The organism is Metabacillus dongyingensis, from assembly GCF_019933155.2.
Lineage (GTDB): Bacteria > Bacillota > Bacilli > Bacillales > Bacillaceae > Bacillus_P > Bacillus_P dongyingensis.
The window spans coordinates 1,176,743-1,197,321 of sequence record NZ_CP082944.1; the positions used below are offsets into that span (position 1 = coordinate 1,176,743).

Here is a 20,579-nt window from a genome sequence, read left to right on the forward strand (position 1 = left end):
TAGATTGTGGAATAAAAGCTTTATTTACCCTTAATGTTGACTATTTCTTGAACGTTCATTGCTGAATAATTAGGTATATATCCATTCGCTTTCACATGACCGAACATATCTTATATAAAGTGCTCAAAGTACGAATGAAAGGTGGTGGGCAAAAGATGGGAATTACAAAGCGGTTTTTTCAGCTGGAATCAGAATGGAACGTCATCCATTACCCTTATAAACCAAATGGATTCGCGGTCTTTATCTTAGGCGACAAAACGCATTTTGTGGATGGAGAAACGAGCTTTTGGCTGCAGCATTACGGCAGAAATCAGCTCCTTTCAATCTTGCTTGACGCAGGCTATACAGTTTTCACATCTAATCTTTACGGTGCGAATTGGGGCAGTCCAAAAGCGCTGAATCTTACAATGAAGATTTATCATATAGTCATGAAAAAAGAAATTTTAAATGAGCGGGTTCATATTCTTTGTGAAGGAATGGGAGCTCTGATAGCAAAAGAATTTATGAAGCTTTCAAACGAAAAAATTCGTTCTGTCGCAATGTTTAATCCATGTTTAAATCTGCAAGCCCACCTTGAAAAAGAAAGAGAGAATATGTTTTTTTATAAGAGACTGACGAAAGAAATAGCTAATGCATATGAGATAGACTCAAAAAAGATTAAAGACTGCAGTTTTGAATCAAGCTTCGACTGCTCAAACCTCCCCGTTCATATATGGCAGAGAATGAACAGCATCACATACCCTTATCATGATCACAGCAAAATTTATGAAGACTTCAGAAGCAAGCAGGGCTCCCCGATCGACTTGACCTTTCACCTGGCTGATAACCAATACAGGCTAAATCATTCCGTAGTGAAATTTTTCAAAGAGAATGAAAAAAAATTATAAACGAATCGTTCCTGATGATACTGGGGACGATTCTTTTGTGCTGAAATGCTGCATACGATACTATAACGCTTTCTAAAAGGAGGAAAGGAATTATGCGAAAAGCATTAATTGCAGGATTCGGACAATTTGTAGGTTTTGCTCTATGCAGCCGTCTGCTCGAAGAGGGCATCGGGGTTGATGGATATATGAATAAGTATCAAGATGATCAAGAACAAAAAATAGCCGAAGAAAAAATGATGCTGATTGGCAGAAACGCTTTGTTTGAAAATATATCCTCAATCACAGAAGCGAAAGAAAATGATGTCATATTTTATTGCATTCAGGATCCAACAGATCAGGAGAATAGACTCGATTTGAATTTATTAAGGGATTGTGCTGATCTTTCTATTAAACAAAAAATCCCATTTATTCTCATATCATCTGCTGAAGTATTCGGCGAGATGCAAAAGGAGATTGAAAAGGACACAGTTCCCGTTCCTTCAACCGAAAATGGGAAGGCACATCTGAAGCAGGAGTCAGAAATCAGAGAGCTCTTTGGAGAATCGGAGCAATTTAAGATTGTCAGGATTCCTGGACTTTATGGACCATGGCAGCCGCAGTCAAGCTTTATTCACCAGTCCATCATTTCAGAGTTAACGGGAAAAAAATCAGCAGCTGATGCAAACGAAGAAAAAAGAGATATTCTTTACATCGATGATGCTGTCAGAACTCTATTGGATATTGCAGCCACATCTCCTTTTAAGGAACCAGTTGTTCACCTCTCATCCATGAAAGAGGGCCAGTGGAGTGAAATAGTTGAATTATTTTCTGAAAAGGCCGAGAGAAACCCTTCTTATAAGTTATCGAAGGATATCATCCACCCAGTTAAAAATAGTGTTTCATTAGAAAGAGGAATACAGATACAAACAGAATGGGTCAAGCAAAACCTGTATATTTACCAATAATTTTAGATAAAATTCAAGTTTTAATCGTTATTGGGAAATATATCCTTGTGCGATGAATTGATTACAGTCTAAAATATAGGTGTAATCATGACTTGCACAAGCCAAAAGGAGTTGCTTGTAATGCTGAAGAAAAGTATTCTTTTTGCCATATGCCTTTTTTTTCTGACAGGATGCGGACAACCAAGGCAGAATGAACTTGAGAAAGTGGGCTTGCTTGTCCCGGATACAATCAGCGATCAAGTATGGGGCACGAAGGGATACAAAGGATTATTAAAAATACAATCACGTTACGGTATTGAAGTTTTTTATAAAGAAGGGATGAATAACCAAGAAGTAGTTAGAGAAGCGGTAAAAGAGTTTTCGGGAAAAGGCGTCAATCTCATTTTCGGTCATGGCAGTGAATATGAAACTTTTTTTGCAGAATTGAATGAAGAATATGATGATATTCATTTTGTCTTTTTCAATGGAGAGGCAAAGGGAGATAATATGACAAGCCTTAATTTTGACTCAAATGCTATGGGTTTTTTCGGGGGGATGATTGCCGGTGAAATGACAAAGACAAATAAAGTCGGTATACTGGCAGCTTATGAATGGCAGCCTGAAATTGATGGTTTTTATGAGGGTGCGAACTATCAGAATCCTGATGTTCAGGTTGAAATCCAGTATGTGCAAAGCTGGGATGATGTAAAAAGCGCCCTTAATCATACAGATGAAATGCTTGCAGAAGGCATAGATGTTGTATATCCTGCAGGCGATGGGTATAATGTACCTGTCATTGAGCGGATAAAAGAGAAAGGTTTGTATGCAATTGGTTTTGTTTCCGACCAGTCAGATCTTGGCGAAGCAACTGTCCTTACAAGTACGATCCAGCATGTAGACCTTTTATATGAGCTTGTTGCTGAAAAATATTTGAATGGTGAGCTTGAAAGCGGAAATTTGTATTTTGATTTTCAGGATGATGTCATTGAACTCGGCAAGTACAGTCCAAATGTGGACAAGTCCTTTCAAAATAAAATCCAAGAGCATATAGAAATATACAGGCAGACAGATAAGCTGCCTAATCAATTTTAAAAAAGGAGAATACATATGAACAACGAACCTAAAACATTAGAATTTATGCAAATCGCCATGAAATATCTTCCGGAAGCCAAAGCAAAGCTTGATGAAGCAGGCATAGAAATTACGGCTGACCATCTTCAGCCGATGATGGAACTGCTCACAAAAGTTATGAATGATGCTTACGAATTAGGAAAAAATGAAGCAGGCAAATAATGAATGAACCGCAGCAGAACATGCTGCGGTTTTAATATGTAATAAAACCGGATATGCTATCCGGTTTCATAGATTATTTCTTATTTGCTTTTTTTCGCTCTTTTTTCTCTATATAGGCGAGTTCTCTTTGCAGCTTGCGATAGCTTTGAAGTCTGGAGGCAGTTAAATTCCCTTCCTCTATTGCCTGGTTAATGGCGCATTTAGGTTCGTTCTGATGGCCGCAGTCTCTGAAGTAACAGGCTGAAGCAAGTGACTCAATGTCTTCAAAGCTATGCTGAAGTGATTCTGAATCCCAAAGCTGCAATTCTCTCATACCAGGTGTGTCGATCAGAAGTCCTTTTTTTGGAACGGCTATTAATTCGCGGTACGTTGTTGTATGCCGGCCGCGGCTATCGTCTGCCCTCACTTCTCCGGTCTGCTGCCTTTCTGTTCCTATTAAGGCATTTATCAATGTTGATTTACCTGCACCTGACGAACCAACAAAAGCAGAGGTGGAACCTTCGGTAAGATAAGTTGAAAGCTGTTCAATACCGCTTCTTTCAAGCGCGCTTACCGGATGTACCGGGACTCCGAACGCTATACTTTCCGCAGAACTGACAAGTTCGTTAAGTTTACTGCAAAGATCTGATTTAGTTAATAAGATAACAGGGTTTGCCCCGCTTTCCCACGCCATGACGAGGTAACGCTCAAGTCTTCTTAGGTTAAAATCATGATTCAAAGCCATAACAATGAAGAGATTATTAATATTTGAGGCTATTAATTGCTCCCTCCCGCTTGTTCCTGCAGCTTTTCTCGATAGCTTGCTGAATCTTGGCAGCACGTGATGTATCGTAGCCTTCATTTCTTCTCTCATTGATAGGGCTACCCAATCCCCGACTGCCGGATAATCCTCCTCCGAATAAACTTCAAACCGGAACTTACCGGATAAAGACGCTAAAACCTCACCATGAGCAGTCATTACTCGATATAAGTGTTTGTGTTCTAATGAGATCCGCCCGAATATAAGCGGCTGATAAGAAACACTTATTTCCTCAAAATAATCGTTCCAGCCCAAATGCTGTTTGCCATTGAATAAATTCATATTGTTCCTCCTGAACTGTTTTTGAATATGAAAAAAAACCATGAGCAGACACAGCCCATAGTTCCTTGATCAATCAATTCAGGTAGAAAATGATCATCATTCCGGAAGATGAACAGCGGGCTGTGTATATGAAATTAACGGCATCAGTACAATTAACATTTTCATAAAACATCCCTCGCTCTCTCTTGGATAATAATTCCATAATATGAAAATAATTCGGGTTTGTAAACGTTTATTTTAATTTTTGTTTGAAATAGTCCAAAATAGGAGAAAATTCCTTTATCACTGGCTTTAATTCTTTTAAAGAGTCCATAATATCATCAATTTGCATAAAAATCTGAAAAAAATCAGTCCCTGACTGAGGTTCCTGCTCATCTAGAGCGGGGCTTTCTTCAGCTTCCTCCTGTTTTATGCTCCGCTCTCTTTTTTCTCCAAACATAAAGGATGAAAAGAAATCTCCTGACTCTTCAGATCGTCTTTTTTCGCTCAACACAAACACCTCGCTTATTCTTCCTTATTCATACTGTATGTTTTGTTTAATAACTTGTACGGGGCATGTGCACAGATTTTTGATTGAAATTTTAAAATAGATAGGATAAAATTAGTACCAGGTAATAATAATTGATTCTAAATACAAGATTAAAGGAGCTGCGTATATGAGTGCAGGGATAATTGGAATCGGACGGTATAATCCAGAACGCGTTGTAACAAATGCGGATTTGGAGAAAATAATGGATACGTCGGATGAATGGATACGCACACGGACTGGTATTGAAGAGCGAAGACTTGCAAATGATGAAACAGATACTTCTGATATGGCCTATTATGCCGCAAAAAAAGCAATTGAGAATGCGGGAATAACAGCTGAAGATATAGATATGATCTTGGTGGCTACTGTCACACCTGATCAGGCCTTCCCATCTGTAGCGTGTATGCTTCAAGAAAAATTGGGAGCAAAAAAAGTGGCTGCGATGGATTTGAGCGCAGCATGCGCGGGCTTTATGTATGGATTAATTACGGCCCAGCAATTTATTGAAACAGGTGCTTATCAAAATGTTCTTGTAGTAGGAGTAGAAAAACTCTCAAAAATCACAGACTGGAATGACCGGAATACAGCTGTTCTTTTTGGAGATGGCGCAGGAGCAGCAGTCGTCAGTAAAGTTACACCGGGCAAAGGTTTCCTTGCATTTGAGCTTGGATCAGACGGTTCTGGCGGAAAGCATCTCTATCAGGATGAGAAGCTTATTATGAATGGACGCGAGGTGTTTAAATTTGCGGTCAGACAAATGGGTGAATCCAGCGTAAATGTTATTGAAAAGGCAGGACTTAAAAAGGAAGATGTTGATTACTTGATTCCGCATCAGGCAAACATCCGAATTATGGAAGCTGCCAGAGAACGTTTAGAGCTTCCGGTGGAAAAAATGTCAAAAACGGTTCACAAGTATGGGAATACTTCTGCAGCATCTATTCCTATTTCTCTTGTTGAAGAACTGGAAGCAGGAACGATTAAAGACGGAGACGTCCTTGTTATGGTTGGTTTTGGCGGAGGTTTAACATGGGGTGCCATTGCTATGAGATGGGGCAAATAATAAATATTACAGCTAGAGAAAGGTATGGTGTTTTTATATGAGTAAAAGGCGAGTTGTCATTACGGGTATGGGAGCAATTACTCCGATTGGAAATGATGTTGCATCAACATGGGAGAGCGCGGTAAATGGAAAGTCAGGCGTAGGTCCGCTTACCCGCATTGATTCAAATGACTATCCGGCTAAGGTAGCTGCGGAAATAAAAGATTTTGATGCTGAGAAATTTATGGATAAGAAGGAAGCCAGAAAAATGGACCGCTTCACTCAGTATGCGGTAGCTGCATCTTTCATGGCCGTACGTGATGCCAATCTTGAAATTACTGAAGAAATCGCTCCGCGCGTTGGCGTCTGGATCGGTTCTGGAATCGGCGGAATGGAAACCTTTGAAAATCAGTTTGAAACACTTCTTACTAAAGGCGCAAGACGCGTAAGTCCATTTTTCGTTCCAATGATGATTCCTGATATGGCAGCAGGACAGGTTTCAATTGCTCTAGGCGCAAAAGGCTTTAATTCCTGTACAGTGACAGCATGTGCTACTGGTACAAACTCCATTGGTGATGCTTTTAAAGTTATTGAACGGGGAGATGCTGATGTCATGATTTCCGGAGGAACGGAGGCGCCAATTACCAGAATGGCATTTGCAGGCTTCTGTGCAAGCAAAGCTCTTTCAACAAATCCGGATCCTGCTACAGCAAGCAGACCATTCGATGCAAATCGCGATGGATTTGTCATGGGTGAAGGAGCGGGGATTTTAGTCCTGGAAGAACTTGAACACGCCATTGCCCGCGGAGCAGAAATTTATGCAGAAATTGTCGGCTATGGCGCAACAGGCGATGCCCACCACATTACAGCTCCTGCTCCGGGCGGGGAAGGCGGAGTACGTGCAATGAGAATGGCCATGGAAAACGGCGGACTTTCACCTGAAGACGTTGATTATGTGAACGCTCATGGAACAAGCACATCCTACAATGATAAGTTTGAGACGCTTGCCATTAAAGAGGTTTTTGGAGAACATGCTTATAAGCTTGCGGTTTCATCAACTAAATCAATGACAGGCCACTTGCTTGGAGCAGCCGGCGGAGTTGAAGCGATTCTTTCTATTCTTGCAATTAAAGAGGGCATCATCCCTCCTACGATAAATTACAGCGAAAAAGATCCTGAGTGCGACCTGGATTATGTGCCGAATGAAGCGAGAAAAGCACAAGTGAATGTGGCTTTAAGCAATTCACTTGGATTTGGCGGACATAACGCAACGATTATTTTCAAAAAATACGAGCAGTAAAACAGAAAAGTCAGCATAGCTGGCTTTTTTTTTATTCACGGAATCATGTAATGGGGGCTGCTCATCCATTCACTTCCTTAAATACACCTTCATAGAATACGGCAGGAGGGAGTGTGGGGGTTCCATGACGGTCGTCAAAACAAACGAATGGCTCGAACAATCCGCAGATCATTTGAAAATATGCGAGCGGCTGAAACCGTACTTTCATGAGAATAATCCTGAGGACATCAGCAAATATCTTCATGCATTTGGAATGTTCAGAGGAGAGCAGACTGGTCAAAGCCTTTATTCAAATTTAAAGAAGAACAAAGTTTGGGAGTTTGTAAAATCAGATGAAGCTTTTTTGAAAAAAGAGTGGGGCGGCCCAGACGTGCCGATTTTTATTTTGCCGGCAGATGCAGGTAACCGGAAGATGAGAAATGAATTTGGAGGAAAATCAGGCCTGGCTTTTCATGATAAGCTTTTTTTATTTTTATCCGATAACAGCAAAAAAGAGATTCAGGTCATCCTCACGCATGAGTACCATCATGTATGCAGACTTGCTAAGGACCCTAAAAAAGAAAAGGACTATACGCTGATTGATGCCGTCATTCTTGAAGGTCTCGCTGAGAATGCTGTGCGGGAGAGAATGGGGGAAGAGTTTGCCGGTTCATGGACAAAACGTTATTCAAAAGAGCAAATCTCTCAATTTTATCAATCAATCATTGAACCTAATCAGGATTTAAAAAGAGATTCCCGCAAGTTCTCTCAATTGATGTTTGGAACCGGCTTTTATCCAAAAATGCTGGGGTATGCCGCAGGATATCATATGGTTAAATGTTACATGGAGATGACAAAAACGAATATTAAAGATTTATTCGCCGTTTCATCAGATGAAATAGTGAAAAAGTCATTGATTAAACCCGATTAAGGGTTTTTTTGTTGGTATTTTTTCCTAGTAATGGTCGTATTATTAATATAAAATTACATTTTTTTAAAAATTAGCTTGATTTTGTAAAACTTTTGTAATACTATACAAATATATATTTTCTGACTATTCTATTTATATAAAAAGTTATGATGATTTGTAAAATTAAGTTTTTAAGCGGTTTTATCTTTTACATCATAGGGCGGTGAAGGGTATTGTCAGTACTGTTGGAAGTTAAAAATCTAAAAACATATTTCTACAAAAAGAAACAAGCTGTCCCGGCTGTGGACGGTGTTGACTTAAAGATACATAAAGGCGAGACGGTTGCATTAGTAGGAGAATCTGGTTCAGGTAAAAGTATCACTTCTTTATCGATTATGGGACTTGTTCCAAGCCCTGGAGGCAAAATTGTTGATGGCGAGATCTTATTAAATGGCAAGGACTTGGTGAAGTTACCTGAAAAAGATTTGTGCAAAGTCCGCGGAAATGATATATCGATGATCTTTCAGGAGCCGATGACATCTTTAAATCCGGTGCTTACAATCGGAGATCAGATTACAGAAGTGCTTATGTATCATCAAAAACTTCCAAAAAATCAAGCAGTTAAAAAAGCAATTGAGTTACTTAGATTAGTAGGCTTCTCTCGTGCTGATGAAATCATCCATGATTATCCCCACAGATTATCAGGCGGTATGCGCCAGCGTGTGATGATCGCCATTGCCATGAGCTGCAATCCGAAGCTGCTTATAGCAGACGAGCCAACAACAGCACTGGATGTAACCATTCAGGCGCAAATTCTTGATTTAATGAAGGACGTCAGTCAAAAATTTGATACTAGTATTCTATTAATCACTCATGATCTGGGGGTTGTATCTGAAATTGCAGAGCGGGTGGTTGTTATGTATTGCGGTCAGGTGGTAGAAGAAGCTTCTGTTGATGACTTGTTCAATGAGCCGCTCCATCCGTATACACAAGGATTAATGGAGTCCATTCCTTCCATTGATGGAGATATAGAAAAGCTTAATTCGATTCCGGGAAACGTTCCGACTCCTGATAATCTGCCGGCGGGATGCCGATTTGCTCCAAGATGCCCGAAAGCATTTGACAAATGCTTCAGTGCACTTCCCGCGTTAACGGAAAAATCAGCTCATCGCTCTGTCCGCTGCTTTTTATACGATGATGAGGAGGCCGCTGTTTAATGAAAGTAGTAGACGCAGAAAAAAAATCACAGCTTCTGAAACCGGATGAAACCATCCTCCAGCTGATAGATGTTCAAAAGCACTTTCCGATCAAAGCAGGGATTCTGCAGAAGACAGCAGGACATGTAAAAGCTGTTGACGGCATTAATTTAACGGTAAAAAAAGGTGAAACCATTGGAATTGTAGGAGAATCAGGCTGCGGAAAGTCTACAGCAGGCCGCACCATTATCCGCCTGTATGAACCGACAGGCGGCAAAATTATTTTTGACGGCCAGGATATTTCACATCTGCCCGAAAGTGAACTCCGCAAAACTGTCCGCAAAAATATTCAAATGGTGTTTCAGGATCCATTTGCATCATTGAATCCAAGAAAAACACTCGGTTCCATCATTAAAGAACCAATGGATACACATAGTTTATATAAAGGAAGAGAGCGCTTAGAAAGAGTAGAAGAGCTGCTTGAAAAAGTAGGCTTAAACGCCTCTTTCATTAACCGCTATCCGCATGAATTTTCCGGTGGCCAGCGGCAGAGAATCGGCATTGCAAGAGCCATCGCCCTGAATCCGCAAATGGTTATTGCCGATGAAGCAGTTTCAGCGCTTGATGTTTCCATTCAGGCTCAAATTATTAACCTGCTTGAAGATCTTCAGGATGAGTTTAACTTAACATATATGTTCATCTCGCATGATTTAAGTGTAGTCCGCCATATCAGTGACCGTGTGGGCGTTATGTACCTTGGTAAAATGATGGAGCTTGCAGACAAGCACAGTCTCTATTCAGATCCACTGCATCCTTATACTCAAGCCCTTTTGTCCGCAGTGCCAGTTCCAAGAAAAGCAGGTCAGGCCAGACGTGAGCGCATCGTTTTAAAAGGAGAGCTTCCAAGCCCGGCCAATCCGCCGCAGGGCTGTGTTTTCCATACAAGATGTCCTGCTGCTACAAGCGTATGCCGCGAAGCGGTGCCTCAATTTAAAGAAGTAAAGAAAAATCATTTTGTTGCCTGCCATCTATACTGATGGCAGGATCAGCATATAATCACCTTCTTGAAGGGAGGAGATGGACCAACAATAATAGGCATGTTAAGAAAACTATAAATTCGAATTTTTAAGGGGGAAATACGAAGTGAAACAACGTAAAAGTTTATTAACATTACTCAGCTTATTGTTAGTTTTCTCTTTGTTCTTAGCTGCTTGCAATAGTGGCGCAGGCGAAAAAACACCTGCTTCAGGGTCAGGCGGAAAAGAAGATAAACCGGCTGAAGATGCAGGCGAACCGCAAATGGGCGGAGACTTAGTTGTTGGTTCAATTGGCGGACCAACATTGTTCAACCCTATGTATTCTACAGATGCTTCAAGCTCTGATATCGAAGGCTTCATTTTTGACGGTATTGTAAGCTCAGACACTGAGTTCAACCCGACTTTGAACTTGGCAGAAAAAATTGATCCGTCTGAAGATGGCTTAACATACACTGTAAAACTCAGAGAAGATGTTAAATTCCATGACGGAGAACAGCTTACTGCTGATGACGTAGTATTTACATACGGCATCCCTAAGAGCCCTGACTATGTAGGTGAGCGCGGTTCTGCTTTTGAATCTTTAGAGTCTGTAACGAAAAAAGGAGACTATGAAGTAGAATTCAAGCTTTCTAAGAAAGATGCTTCATTCTACCCTGTAGCTCTTAGCTACGGAATCCTGCCTGAGCACATCCTTGGAAAAGTTCCGGTTGGTGAGCTTGGCGAAAACGAATTCAATACAAAATCTCCAATCGGTACAGGACCATTCAAATTCGTTGAGTGGAAAGACGGAGAATATGTAAAAGTGGAGAAAAACCCTGATTATTTCTTGGGCGAGCCTTACTTAGATTCAATCACTTATAAAATTGTTCCTGACCAGGATGCTTTATTGGCACAGCTTCAAGCTGGCGATGTTCATTTCACTGAAGTTCCAGGAACAGATATTGAAACAGTTAAAAGCACATTCAGCGGTGTGAAAGTTGAGTCTGGCTTAGGTCTTTCTTACACTTACATCGGCTGGAACCAAAAGAACGACCTATTCAAAGACGTGAAAGTGCGTCAAGCTTTAACAATGGCACTTGACAGAGAATCAATGGTTTCTTCTGTTATGAACGGTGACGGAGAAGTTGCACACGTTCCTGAAAGCCCGCTATCTTTTGCTTACAGCGACGATGTAACAAAATTCTCTTTTGACCAGGAGAAAGCTAAATCATTATTAAAAGAAGCTGGCTGGGAAGATACTGACGGCGACAAAATCTTAGACAAAGACGGCAAAAAATTCTCATTCTCTTTAAAAACGAACCAAGGAAACAAAATCCGTGAAGACATCGCTGTAGTTGTTCAGCAGCAATTAAAAGAAATCGGCATCGAAGTAAAGCCTGAGATCATTGAATTCTCTGCTTTCATCGAGCAAGTGTCTGCACCAAACTGGGATTTTGATGCAATGATCTTAGGATGGAGCTTGTCAACATTCCCTGATCAATATGACATTTTCCACTCAAGCCAAATTGCTGAAGGCTTAAACATGATTGATTACAAAAACGAAGAAGCAGATAAGTTAATGGAAGAAGCGAAACAAATTCTTGATCAAGATGAGTATGCTGCAAAACATGCTGACATCTATAAAATTCTTGCTGATGATCAGCCATACACATTCTTGTACTATCCTAACGTTCACCGCGTAATGCCTGAAAACTTACAAGGCTATGAGTTCAACGCTAAGAGCGAATACTACAACATCCACAAATGGTGGTTAAAACAGTAATTATTCATTGATTGCTGCAACACTTCGGGGAAACATGCAGAGGGAAGGGAATACTCCCTTCCCTCGTTTTTTATGAATTTGAAAATTGAACGGGTCTGCTGAGTATTTTGGACATTGTTTTTATTTATAGAAAAATGAGAAGGAAAGGGGAGAACTAGCTGTGCTTTCTTATATCATCCGCCGTACATTAATGGCTATTCCCTTATTATTAGGCATCACCATTATCTCTTTTGCGATCATTCGTTTAGCTCCAGGAGATCCTACAACCTTATTGATGGATCCATCAATAAGTCCTGCTGATAAAGCGAAATTTATGGAGAAATACGGATTAAATGATCCTGTGCACATTCAATATTTAAAATGGCTTGGAAGCATGGTGCAGGGAGACTTTGGCACATCATTGATCCGTAAAGGGGTACCTGTAAGTGAAATGATTATGAACCGTTTGCCAAACACTTTGCTGTTAATGGTTGTATCAACTATTCTTGCTTTAATTATTGCCATCCCGTTTGGAATTATTTCTGCAGCTAGACCGTATACGAAAGTTGATTACACTGTTTCGGTTACTTCCTTTTTAGGTCTAGCTACACCCAATTTTTTTCTCGGTTTGATTTTAATTATGGTATTTGCAGTCCATCTTAACTGGTTCCCGACAGGAGGGACCTCCACCTTGAATGCTGAATTCAGCGTGTGGGACAGAATCCATCATCTCATGCTGCCTGCATTTGTACTGGCCTCAGCCGATATGGCAGGGTTAACCAGGTATTCAAGGTCCAGTATGTTTGATGTCCTTAAACAGGATTACATGAGAACAGCCCGTGCAAAAGGCTTCAAAGAATCGAAGGTCATCATCAAACATGGTGTCCGCAACGGATTAATTCCAATTATCACGATTTTTGGTTTGATGATTCCTTCATTTATTGGGGGAGCCGTTGTCGTTGAGAAAATCTTCTCATGGCCTGGTATTGGTCTATTGTTCATTGATTCAGCATTCCAGCGTGATTATCCGGTCATAATGGCTTTAACAGTTATCTCAGCTGTATTTGTAGTCATCGGAAACTTAATTGCGGATATTCTTTACGCAATCTTTGATCCGAGAATTGAGTATTAGGAAGGGGGAGCAAAATGGCACAAACAAACCTAACACCGGAAACCTCTAATCAGCTGGCGATTCATGGGAATTTAAAAGAGAACCCTGATACGTTAACGAAAATATTTTTCAGGAAATTCTGCAAAAACAAATTGGCTATAGCTGGCGCTGTTTTTCTAATCTTCATTATATCTACAGCGATCTTAGCGCCTGTCATTGCGCCATATGCTTACGATACTCAGGATCTGACTAAAAAACTGGTTCCTCCTGGAGGCAGTGAAAACATTCTCGGAACGGACCGGTTTGGAAGGGACTTGCTGACGCGTTTGTTGTACGGTGCCCAAGTATCCTTACTGGTTGGATTTGCCTCTGTGCTCGGTTCCATTACAATCGGTACGGTAATAGGAGCTATTGCTGGTTACTTTGGAGGCATCATTGATGCTATTTTAATGAGATTTGTTGATATTGTTCTTTCCATTCCTCAAATCTTTCTTCTTATTACACTAGTGACAATCTTTAAACCAGGTGTAGACAAGCTGATAATTATTTTTGCTGTACTGGGATGGACAACAACTGCACGTCTTGTACGAGGTGAGTTTTTGTCGCTGCGGACACGCGAATTTGTCCTTGCATCCAAAACAATTGGGACGAAAAGCTTTAAAATTATCTTCTCGCATATTCTTCCCAATGCGATTGGACCAATCATCGTATCTGCCACGCTTTCTGTAGGGGGAGTAATCCTTGCTGAATCAACGCTGAGCTACCTGGGTCTTGGAATTCAGCCTCCAACGGCGAGCTGGGGCAACATGCTTCAGGACGCACAGAACTTTACTATTCTTTTGAATTCACCATGGTATCCGTTATTACCGGGTATGCTGATCCTCTTTACCGTCCTTGCCTTTAACTTTGTAGGAGACGGGCTGCGGGATGCACTCGATCCAAAAGTGAATGAATAAGACAATGTAGTCAAGAATTTATTCTTGACTATTTTTTATGGCTTTGTTCAGCTCAAAGTATTGAGCGATTTTACTGCTTCACGGATAAAAACGTATTTTCGCTGATAGAATTGCCTTTAACTGTTTGAACAGAATAAAGATTGATTCAAAGAATACTCAGGGAGAACTTTATTAGGGTCGGGCATGGAAAAACTACTATTTATGTGGATATACGATGATAAAGGTTAGTTTATTTTTCTCTTGTAAAATTGACTCACTTTTTCCTGATGGGAGCGCCTTTTTTGTGCTGCAAACTCTGATTTGAAGCACTTCCTTCGGGGAAGAGAGCCTTTTGTGTGCTGCAAACTCCGATTTGACGCACTTTCTCCTGGTTGGAGAGCCTTTTTTGTGCTGCAAACTCCAGTTTGAAGCACTTCCTTCGAGTGAGTGATACTTCCTTAGGGTGAGTGATCCTACTTTGTGCTGCAAACTTCGGTTTGAAGCACTTCCTTCAGGTGAGAGATCCATCTTTGTACTGCAAACTCCGATTTGACGCACTTTCTCCTGGTTGGAGAGCCTTTTGTGTGCTGCAAACTCCAGTTTGACGCACTTCCTTCGGGTGAGAGATCCATCTTTGTGCTGCAAACTCCGATTTGACGCACTTCCTTCGGGTGAGAGATCCATTTTTGTGCTGCAAACTTCGATTTGACGCACTTTCTCCTGGTTGGAGAGCCTTTTTTGTGCTGCAAACTCCAGTTTTACGCACTTCCTTCAGGTGAGTGATCCATCTTTGTGCTGCAAACTCCAAGTTTGACGCACTTCCTTTGGGTAGGAGAGCCTTTTTTGTGCTGCAAACTCCGATTTGAAGCACTTCCTTCGGGTGAGTGATCCATCTTTGTGCTGCAAACTTCGGTTTGACGCACTTCCATCGGGCCAGAGATCCATTTTTGTGCTGCAAATTCCTATTTGACGCACTTCCTGCCACGAATTTCGTTTAGACTGATAGAACATAGATTTACACTGATACAATTTCATTTTTACTGAGAAAACACAAAAAACACTGATAGGAAAACTCTAAGTGTAAAAGACTAATAACAGACCTTGCTCAAAAATTGTCGAAAGAAAACATCCATAAAATGAATGGAATGGAATATATTTTCTTCTCCCTGCCTATACTGAAAGACAAAAGCATCGGAAGTGAGGGGTAATAAATGTTGTTTCTTCATGATGTATGGGTGAACTGGTTTGAAGGAGAAGAAAACGGGTACAATGTGTGTCATTTTCATGAATGGAGAAAAGATGACAGTGTTGAGCTTCTGGACCAAGTTCCTCTATTTAAAGTAAACTCGGTCTTATACCATTATATTGAGAATGATTTGTCGGAGCTGCCGCAGGGACTGTTAAAAGATGCCTTCCAAAAAGCGTATATTCGCAAAAATCATGAGCGCATTCAGCTGGATTACTGTTTCGTCATAACAGACGGACAGGGTATACTTGCAGTCGATACGATCGGCTACAGCATACCAGTCCGCAAAAGCCGGTTAATTCCGCGCCAGGAACAGCTTGTCTATGAAATGATTAAAGATGTTGAGGCAGAGGAATACTTGTTTGAGGCGGAATCGATGGAAAAGGAATTTCATATCCTGTCGCCAAGTCCGTCACATATGAGCGGTTTAACAAGAAAAGAACGCCAGTTAAAACAGCTGCTGTTTATGGCCCTGGATCAGCTGCAGTCAACAAAAAATGCTGCTGAGGTTAAATACTGGTACACAGAGTGGAATCCGACAATGTATGAAACGATTCAAGAACTGAGCTTTGAGGACGTATGGAGAAAGCTTTACGATGAAACGGTAAGCGGCTGGAGTCCCAAGCATAAGACGCTATGTGAACATCTGATAAAAGGGCAGCCTTTTTTTGAGAAGCTGTGGGAAATGGAGCATGAATCAAAAGTGAATTAGGACAAGCTTTAATGAAAGAAACCAATTCTATATATAGAATATGGTTTCTTTTTTTATGTGAAAAAACGGTATGAACTGAAAATGAATGGTAAACTAAACAGTATGCGACTATTAACGATTAGCGAGGGTTCATATATGAGCAGTGAAATAGAACAAATTGCAGCTTTACAGGAGGAAATTCTCGAACTTAAAAAGCAATTAGAAGCAAGTGCTGAGATAATAAAGGAGATTTCTGTTCCGATTATCCCGTCCATTATTCCTGATACTATACTGGTGCCCATAACAGGAAGGCTTTCTTCTGAAAGGTTTGATCAGATTATCTCAAAAATATTAGAGGTTTCCCATTCAGATGAAATTTCTAATATTATTGTCGATTTTTCAGCAATCTCAGAGAAAGAAATATGGGAGCTTGATCTGTTTGGAGCCTATATCCATAATATGACGTCAGCAATCAGGCTGATGGGCATTCAGATATTATATGTAGGCTTTGGACCGGCTTTAACCCAGCTGCTTGTCACTTCTGGATTAACAAACTACAATGATATTCAGTCATTTTTGACGTTCAGGACAGCCCTTCAATATTTAATGAGTCAAAAAGGATTGGAAATTGAACAGCAAATATAAAAAGAGCATCGCAAGATGCTCTTTTTATATTTGCTATCTTTTTCTGCCAAGTCCCATTGCGTTTTCCATTTTTTTAATCATTTTATTAGCTGCAGCATTTGCTCTTTCTGCGCCCCGGTCTAAAATTTGATCCAATTCTTCTGACTCTAATAAAGCATGGTACTTTTCTTGAATTGGCTTCAGCACTTCAATCACAGCAGCTGCTGTATCGTTCTTGAAATCCCCGTAGCCTTTGCCTTCATATTTTTTTTCTAAATCAGCAATTGATTCTCCAGAGAGAATGGAATAGATAGAAAGAAGATTCGAAACACCTGGCTTGTTTTCTTTGTCGTATTTTACAATTCCTTCTGAATCAGTTACTGCGCTCTTTATTTTCTTTTCAATCGACTTAGGTTCGTCTAAGAGAGTAATAAACGATTTTAAGTTTGAATCTGATTTGCTCATCTTTTTCAGAGGGTCTGCAAGCGACATGACTCTAGCGCCGACTTTTGGAATTCGGACCTCAGGGATTGTAAAGATGTCGTTATACTTCTTGTTAAAGCGCTCTGCCAGATCACGTGTAAGCTCTAAATGCTGTTTTTGATCTTCTCCGACAGGAACGATGTCCGTTTTATATAGTAGAATGTCGGCAGCCATTAGTGGAGGATAAGTTAATAATCCAGCAGAAACAGCTTCTTTTCCCGTAGATTTATCCTTAAATTGCGTCATTCTCTCAAGCTCCCCGATATATGCAACACATTGAAGCATCCACCCTGCCTGAGCGTGCGCCGGAACTTCAGACTGTACAAATAATGTTGCTTTTTCAGGATCGATGCCGATCGCGAGGTAAAGTGCTGCAAGACTGCGGATATTTTTGCGCAGCTGGAGGCGGTCCTGAGGGACAGTTATAGCATGCTGATCGACGATGCAAAAGTAGCAATCGTAATCATGCTGCAGATCAATAAATTGCTTCAATGCCCCGATATAATTTCCTAATGTAACGTGTCCTGAGGGCTGAATGCCCGAAAAAATGGTTTTCATTTTATCACTCCTATATTGGTTTACATACAAAAAAGCCCATTCGTGTCCTGCTGAACAGGGACGAATGGACCGCGGTGCCACCCTAATTATTTCTAAAAGAAATCACTTAACGTCTTTTAACGCAAGACGAAACGGCTGATCCTACTAACTTTCAGTCAGCTGCTCAAAAGTCCATTCCACAGTTTTCATTACCCGCATCCCAGCAGCAGCAGGCTCTCTATAAATGAATTCACTATGTACTACTCTTTATCATCGCTTTTTAAATAAAGATTTTATTAAAGATATAGGAAAGTTTAAAGTTTTGCACATTGATGTCCAGCAAAAGTGCCTGATTTCCGGTCAGAACGGATCCGCCTTTCGGAGCTGACCAAGGCTCTTCCGCTTTTCTTATTATAAAAGCTTACACCAAGATAATCAACTGCATTAGAGGTAATAGAACACCAACCCTGTAATCATGGTGGCGGCAAGAAGAAGTCCTGCTAATAGGAAGGGCATATATTCAACTCTGAGCAGCTCTGAAAACAGCCTCATTTCCTCAACTTCTTCCTTTTCTAAATCTCTGCCTTTTGATTGAAAGGTTCTTCGGAAGCCTTGGGTAATTCCATCAAAAAATCCGCCCTCAGCTACAAGCAGGAACATCGAAATGAAGAGCAGGATTCCAGATAGATAAAAAGAAATATTGATATAGTGAAGAAGCGTAATTTCTCCATAAAATAAAAGGGAAAGCATAAAAACTAGAACAAACGACACGGAAAACGCTAATAAAAATAAATTTCGTTTCATAAATACCCTCTTTTTTTAACTAATTATACTAAAGTGCAATCCGTTAAATAGTAATTTTGTATAGAAATATACGAAAGATATTATAGCAAGAATAATAAAACTAGTCAGAATCTTTTCATTATGCCCGCAAAATAGTTTATTAGCTATTGTTGTATATTGTATACATTTTATATTTTACACACTATTTAACTTCTTTACAAAGACTAAGCCTTTAGTATTCGCTGTGTTATTCAAATGAAATATCAGGACTAATTCCGACACTTTATATAGGTATAAAGAACTATTTTTCATTCAAAATAGTCTTAATTTTATTGCATTTGTGTAAATTTTATTAAAAAAATGAATGTACAAAAATTCGAAAGCTTGTATAATAGTGTTTGTAAGAATTTTTTAAAAATAAAAGGGAGGGTTATTAATGAAAAAGTCAAAATTTTCATTGCTTTTAGTTCTTTCGCTTGTTTTAAGCGTTTTCTTAACGGCTTGCTACGGCGGAGGCAATCAGGGTTCTTCTGACGGAGGAGACAAAGATAAAGACTCTAAAGAAGAATCAAATGTGGCACAGGAGCTTAAAGTTTTAGAATCATCTGAGATTCCATCGATGGACTCAGTACTAGCTGAAGATACTATCAGTTTATCTCAATTAAACAATACGAACGAGGGTTTATACCGTATTGATGAAAACCAAGAGCCAGTGCCTGGTATGGCTGACGGCGAGCCTGAAGCCAATGAAGACGGCACAGAATATACAATTAAATTAAGAGAAGATGCTAAATGGTCTAACGGTGAGCCTGTTACTGCAAACGATTTCGTATTTGCTTGGCAGCGTGCTCTTAATCCTGAAACAGGATCTGCATATGGTCCATACATGATGATGGGTAAGATTAAAAATGCAGAAGCATTATATAATGGAAAAGCGAAACCAGAAGATTTAGGTGTTAAAGCTAAAGATGAAAAAACATTGGTGATTACTCTTGAAAAACCAATTCCTTTCTTTAAATCATTAATGGCTTTCCCGACATTCTATCCTCAAAACCAAAAGTTTGTTGAAGAACAGGCTGCAAATTTCGGTAAAAAATCAGAAAATTTAGTGTTCAATGGACCTTTCACGATTCAAGGATGGGAAGGACCTGCTGATACTGAGTGGACTTTAGAGAAAAATGCTGAATACTGGGATGCAAAAAATGTAAGCCTTGAGAAAATTCAATTTAACGTTTCAAAAGATCCTCAAGCTGCAGCAAACGCATTTGAAGCTGGAGAAGCAGATGTGACTCCTAAACTTTCAACACCAGCAGTTATCGCACAATATGAAGGTGACGACCGCCTGTTAAGATGGTTAGAGCCTACAATTTTCTGGCTTAAATTAAATCAAAAGAACGAGGCGCTTGCAAACGTTAACATCCGTAAAGCAATTGCTATGGCTTTCAACAAAGAAGATTTAACAAATGAAATCTTAAACAATGGTTCTATTCCAGCAAACTATGCTGTACCAAAAGAATTCGTTACACATCCTGAAAGCGGCAAAGACTTCCGTGAAGCTAATGGAGACTTACTAACTTATAACGCAGAAGAAGCTAAAAAACTTTGGGCTAAAGGCTTAGAAGAAATTGGCCAAAAAGAAGTGACATTAGTTTACCTTGGCGGAGATACTGAAACGTCTAAAACAGTTGACTCTTACATGAAAGATCAGCTTCAAAACACACTTGAAGGATTAACGATTGATGTACAAAGTGTTCCTTTCAGTGTTCGTTTAGATCGTGACAAAACAATGGATTATGATATCCAGGCTGCAGGCTGGGGTCCTGACTATCTAGATCCAATTTCATTCTCAGATCTATGGATAACTGATGGCGGAAATAACAGAATGGCATACTCTAACGAAAAGTATGACAAGTTGTTGAAAGATGCTCAAACAACTTTAGCTAACGATCCAGCTAAACGTTTCGAAGCACTTCAAGAAGCTGAAAAAGTTGTATTAGATGAAGATGCAGGTATCGCTCCAATGTATCAGCGTGCTTCTAACCTTCTTATCAACAAAAAAGTTGAAGGTTTCACTTATCACCTTGTAGGACCTGAATACAGCTACAAGTGGATTAAAATCACTGACGCTGAGTAATAATTATTTACGAAATTAAGGCAAATGATTATAATCAAAAAGAATAAAAAGAGAGTATATGGTATATACTCTCTTTTTACCTGCTAAAGAATTGTCGAATTATGTAGATGATTCTGAATT

The 20,579-nt window shown here is 40.0% G+C and carries 19 protein-coding genes and 1 other annotated feature; of the genes, 15 read left to right on the forward strand and 4 right to left on the reverse strand.

What is annotated here, in order from left to right; all coding sequences use genetic code 11:
* The first annotated feature begins 155 nt into the window (after nucleotides 1-155).
* From K8L98_RS05795 to K8L98_RS05810, 4 genes are all read left to right on the forward strand, one after another.
* Nucleotides 156-887, forward strand: coding sequence for a hypothetical protein (locus K8L98_RS05795; RefSeq protein ID WP_223440362.1), 732 nt, complete (start codon nucleotides 156-158; stop codon nucleotides 885-887).
* 92 nt (nucleotides 888-979) lie between these two features.
* Entirely contained in the window at nucleotides 980-1,831 is an 852-nt protein-coding gene (locus K8L98_RS05800; protein WP_223440365.1) for an NAD-dependent epimerase/dehydratase family protein, read from the forward strand.
* A gap of 120 nt (nucleotides 1,832-1,951) precedes the next feature.
* Nucleotides 1,952-2,902 carry a BMP family ABC transporter substrate-binding protein gene (locus K8L98_RS05805; protein WP_223440366.1) on the forward strand — a complete coding sequence of 317 codons (951 nt, stop codon included), beginning with the start codon at nucleotides 1,952-1,954 and terminating at the stop codon, nucleotides 2,900-2,902.
* A gap of 15 nt (nucleotides 2,903-2,917) precedes the next feature.
* Nucleotides 2,918-3,103, forward strand: a complete 186-nt coding sequence (locus tag K8L98_RS05810; protein ID WP_223440367.1) for a ComZ family protein — start codon at nucleotides 2,918-2,920, stop codon at nucleotides 3,101-3,103.
* 73 nt (nucleotides 3,104-3,176) lie between these two features.
* Here the strand turns inward: K8L98_RS05810 and rsgA are convergent, their stop codons facing one another.
* The gene (gene rsgA, locus K8L98_RS05815; RefSeq protein WP_223440368.1) at nucleotides 3,177-4,184 is read right to left on the reverse strand and encodes a ribosome small subunit-dependent GTPase A; all 1,008 of its coding nucleotides are present in this window, start codon (nucleotides 4,182-4,184) and stop codon (nucleotides 3,177-3,179) included.
* 232 nt (nucleotides 4,185-4,416) lie between these two features.
* Complete coding sequence (locus tag K8L98_RS05820; protein WP_223440369.1) at nucleotides 4,417-4,674, reverse strand: hypothetical protein; 258 nt, start codon at nucleotides 4,672-4,674, stop codon at nucleotides 4,417-4,419.
* Nucleotides 4,675-4,840: 166 nt separating this feature from the next.
* Here K8L98_RS05820 and K8L98_RS05825 point away from each other — a divergent pair, with 166 nt between their 5' ends.
* The 10 genes from K8L98_RS05825 (at nucleotide 4,841) to K8L98_RS05870 (ending at nucleotide 16,543) form a co-directional block, all read left to right on the forward strand.
* Nucleotides 4,841-5,773 carry a beta-ketoacyl-ACP synthase III gene (locus K8L98_RS05825; RefSeq protein ID WP_223440370.1) on the forward strand — a complete coding sequence of 311 codons (933 nt, stop codon included), beginning with the start codon at nucleotides 4,841-4,843 and terminating at the stop codon, nucleotides 5,771-5,773.
* Between the two features lie 37 nt (nucleotides 5,774-5,810).
* On the forward strand, nucleotides 5,811-7,052 hold the full coding sequence (fabF, locus tag K8L98_RS05830; RefSeq protein WP_223440372.1) for a beta-ketoacyl-ACP synthase II: 1,242 nt from the start codon (nucleotides 5,811-5,813) through the stop codon (nucleotides 7,050-7,052).
* A gap of 124 nt (nucleotides 7,053-7,176) precedes the next feature.
* Entirely contained in the window at nucleotides 7,177-7,962 is a 786-nt protein-coding gene (locus tag K8L98_RS05835) for a DUF2268 domain-containing putative Zn-dependent protease (protein ID WP_223440373.1), read from the forward strand.
* A 212-nt stretch (nucleotides 7,963-8,174) separates the two neighbouring features.
* Nucleotides 8,175-9,158, forward strand: coding sequence for an ABC transporter ATP-binding protein (locus tag K8L98_RS05840; protein WP_223440374.1), 984 nt, complete (start codon nucleotides 8,175-8,177; stop codon nucleotides 9,156-9,158).
* Nucleotides 9,158-10,174 (forward strand): ABC transporter ATP-binding protein, encoded by a 1,017-nt coding sequence (locus K8L98_RS05845; RefSeq protein WP_223440375.1) that lies wholly within the window; start codon nucleotides 9,158-9,160, stop codon nucleotides 10,172-10,174. The genes K8L98_RS05840 and K8L98_RS05845 overlap by 1 nt, the downstream gene beginning before the upstream one ends.
* Before the next feature lie 106 nt (nucleotides 10,175-10,280).
* A complete protein-coding gene (locus tag K8L98_RS05850; protein WP_223440376.1) occupies nucleotides 10,281-11,936 on the forward strand; it encodes a peptide-binding protein in 1,656 nt (551 codons plus the stop codon).
* Nucleotides 11,937-12,096: 160 nt separating this feature from the next.
* Nucleotides 12,097-13,047, forward strand: coding sequence for an ABC transporter permease (locus K8L98_RS05855; protein ID WP_223440377.1), 951 nt, complete (start codon nucleotides 12,097-12,099; stop codon nucleotides 13,045-13,047).
* A gap of 14 nt (nucleotides 13,048-13,061) precedes the next feature.
* Nucleotides 13,062-13,982, forward strand: coding sequence for an oligopeptide ABC transporter permease (gene opp4C / locus K8L98_RS05860; RefSeq protein WP_223440379.1), 921 nt, complete (start codon nucleotides 13,062-13,064; stop codon nucleotides 13,980-13,982).
* Between the two features lie 1,190 nt (nucleotides 13,983-15,172).
* Nucleotides 15,173-15,919, forward strand: coding sequence for a YjbA family protein (locus K8L98_RS05865; RefSeq protein ID WP_223440380.1), 747 nt, complete (start codon nucleotides 15,173-15,175; stop codon nucleotides 15,917-15,919).
* A gap of 135 nt (nucleotides 15,920-16,054) precedes the next feature.
* The gene (locus K8L98_RS05870) at nucleotides 16,055-16,543 is read left to right on the forward strand and encodes an STAS domain-containing protein (protein ID WP_223440382.1); all 489 of its coding nucleotides are present in this window, start codon (nucleotides 16,055-16,057) and stop codon (nucleotides 16,541-16,543) included.
* A gap of 33 nt (nucleotides 16,544-16,576) precedes the next feature.
* Here the strand turns inward: K8L98_RS05870 and trpS are convergent, their stop codons facing one another.
* Nucleotides 16,577-17,563, reverse strand: a complete 987-nt coding sequence (gene trpS / locus K8L98_RS05875; protein ID WP_223440384.1) for a tryptophan--tRNA ligase — start codon at nucleotides 17,561-17,563, stop codon at nucleotides 16,577-16,579.
* Nucleotides 17,564-17,616: 53 nt separating this feature from the next.
* Nucleotides 17,617-17,825: a binding site (T-box leader), on the reverse strand.
* Between the two features lie 161 nt (nucleotides 17,826-17,986).
* The gene (locus K8L98_RS05880) at nucleotides 17,987-18,346 is read right to left on the reverse strand and encodes a DUF3899 domain-containing protein (RefSeq protein WP_223440386.1); all 360 of its coding nucleotides are present in this window, start codon (nucleotides 18,344-18,346) and stop codon (nucleotides 17,987-17,989) included.
* A gap of 415 nt (nucleotides 18,347-18,761) precedes the next feature.
* On the opposite strand from K8L98_RS05880, the gene K8L98_RS05885 reads away from it, so the two are divergent.
* Nucleotides 18,762-20,459: a peptide ABC transporter substrate-binding protein gene (locus K8L98_RS05885; RefSeq protein ID WP_223440388.1), complete on the forward strand. Its 1,698-nt coding sequence runs from the start codon at nucleotides 18,762-18,764 to the stop codon at nucleotides 20,457-20,459.
* The last annotated feature ends 120 nt before the right edge of the window (nucleotides 20,460-20,579 follow it).

What these genes read in the sequence shown, in the direction of transcription:
- trpS (WP_223440384.1), bottom strand. Translation starts at nt 17,563, where the DNA reads ATGAAAACCATTTTTTCGGGCATTCAGCCCTCAGGACACGTTACATTA.
- K8L98_RS05845 (WP_223440375.1), top strand. Translation starts at nt 9,158, where the DNA reads ATGAAAGTAGTAGACGCAGAAAAAAAATCACAGCTTCTGAAACCGGAT.
- K8L98_RS05795 (WP_223440362.1), top strand. Translation starts at nt 156, where the DNA reads ATGGGAATTACAAAGCGGTTTTTTCAGCTGGAATCAGAATGGAACGTC.
- K8L98_RS05835 (WP_223440373.1), top strand. Translation starts at nt 7,177, where the DNA reads ATGACGGTCGTCAAAACAAACGAATGGCTCGAACAATCCGCAGATCAT.
- K8L98_RS05825 (WP_223440370.1), top strand. Translation starts at nt 4,841, where the DNA reads ATGAGTGCAGGGATAATTGGAATCGGACGGTATAATCCAGAACGCGTT.
- K8L98_RS05880 (WP_223440386.1), bottom strand. Translation starts at nt 18,346, where the DNA reads ATGAAACGAAATTTATTTTTATTAGCGTTTTCCGTGTCGTTTGTTCTA.
- K8L98_RS05805 (WP_223440366.1), top strand. Translation starts at nt 1,952, where the DNA reads ATGCTGAAGAAAAGTATTCTTTTTGCCATATGCCTTTTTTTTCTGACA.
- K8L98_RS05810 (WP_223440367.1), top strand. Translation starts at nt 2,918, where the DNA reads ATGAACAACGAACCTAAAACATTAGAATTTATGCAAATCGCCATGAAA.
- fabF (WP_223440372.1), top strand. Translation starts at nt 5,811, where the DNA reads ATGAGTAAAAGGCGAGTTGTCATTACGGGTATGGGAGCAATTACTCCG.
- opp4C (WP_223440379.1), top strand. Translation starts at nt 13,062, where the DNA reads ATGGCACAAACAAACCTAACACCGGAAACCTCTAATCAGCTGGCGATT.
- K8L98_RS05870 (WP_223440382.1), top strand. Translation starts at nt 16,055, where the DNA reads ATGAGCAGTGAAATAGAACAAATTGCAGCTTTACAGGAGGAAATTCTC.
- rsgA (WP_223440368.1), bottom strand. Translation starts at nt 4,184, where the DNA reads ATGAATTTATTCAATGGCAAACAGCATTTGGGCTGGAACGATTATTTT.
- K8L98_RS05865 (WP_223440380.1), top strand. Translation starts at nt 15,173, where the DNA reads ATGTTGTTTCTTCATGATGTATGGGTGAACTGGTTTGAAGGAGAAGAA.
- K8L98_RS05800 (WP_223440365.1), top strand. Translation starts at nt 980, where the DNA reads ATGCGAAAAGCATTAATTGCAGGATTCGGACAATTTGTAGGTTTTGCT.
- K8L98_RS05885 (WP_223440388.1), top strand. Translation starts at nt 18,762, where the DNA reads ATGAAAAAGTCAAAATTTTCATTGCTTTTAGTTCTTTCGCTTGTTTTA.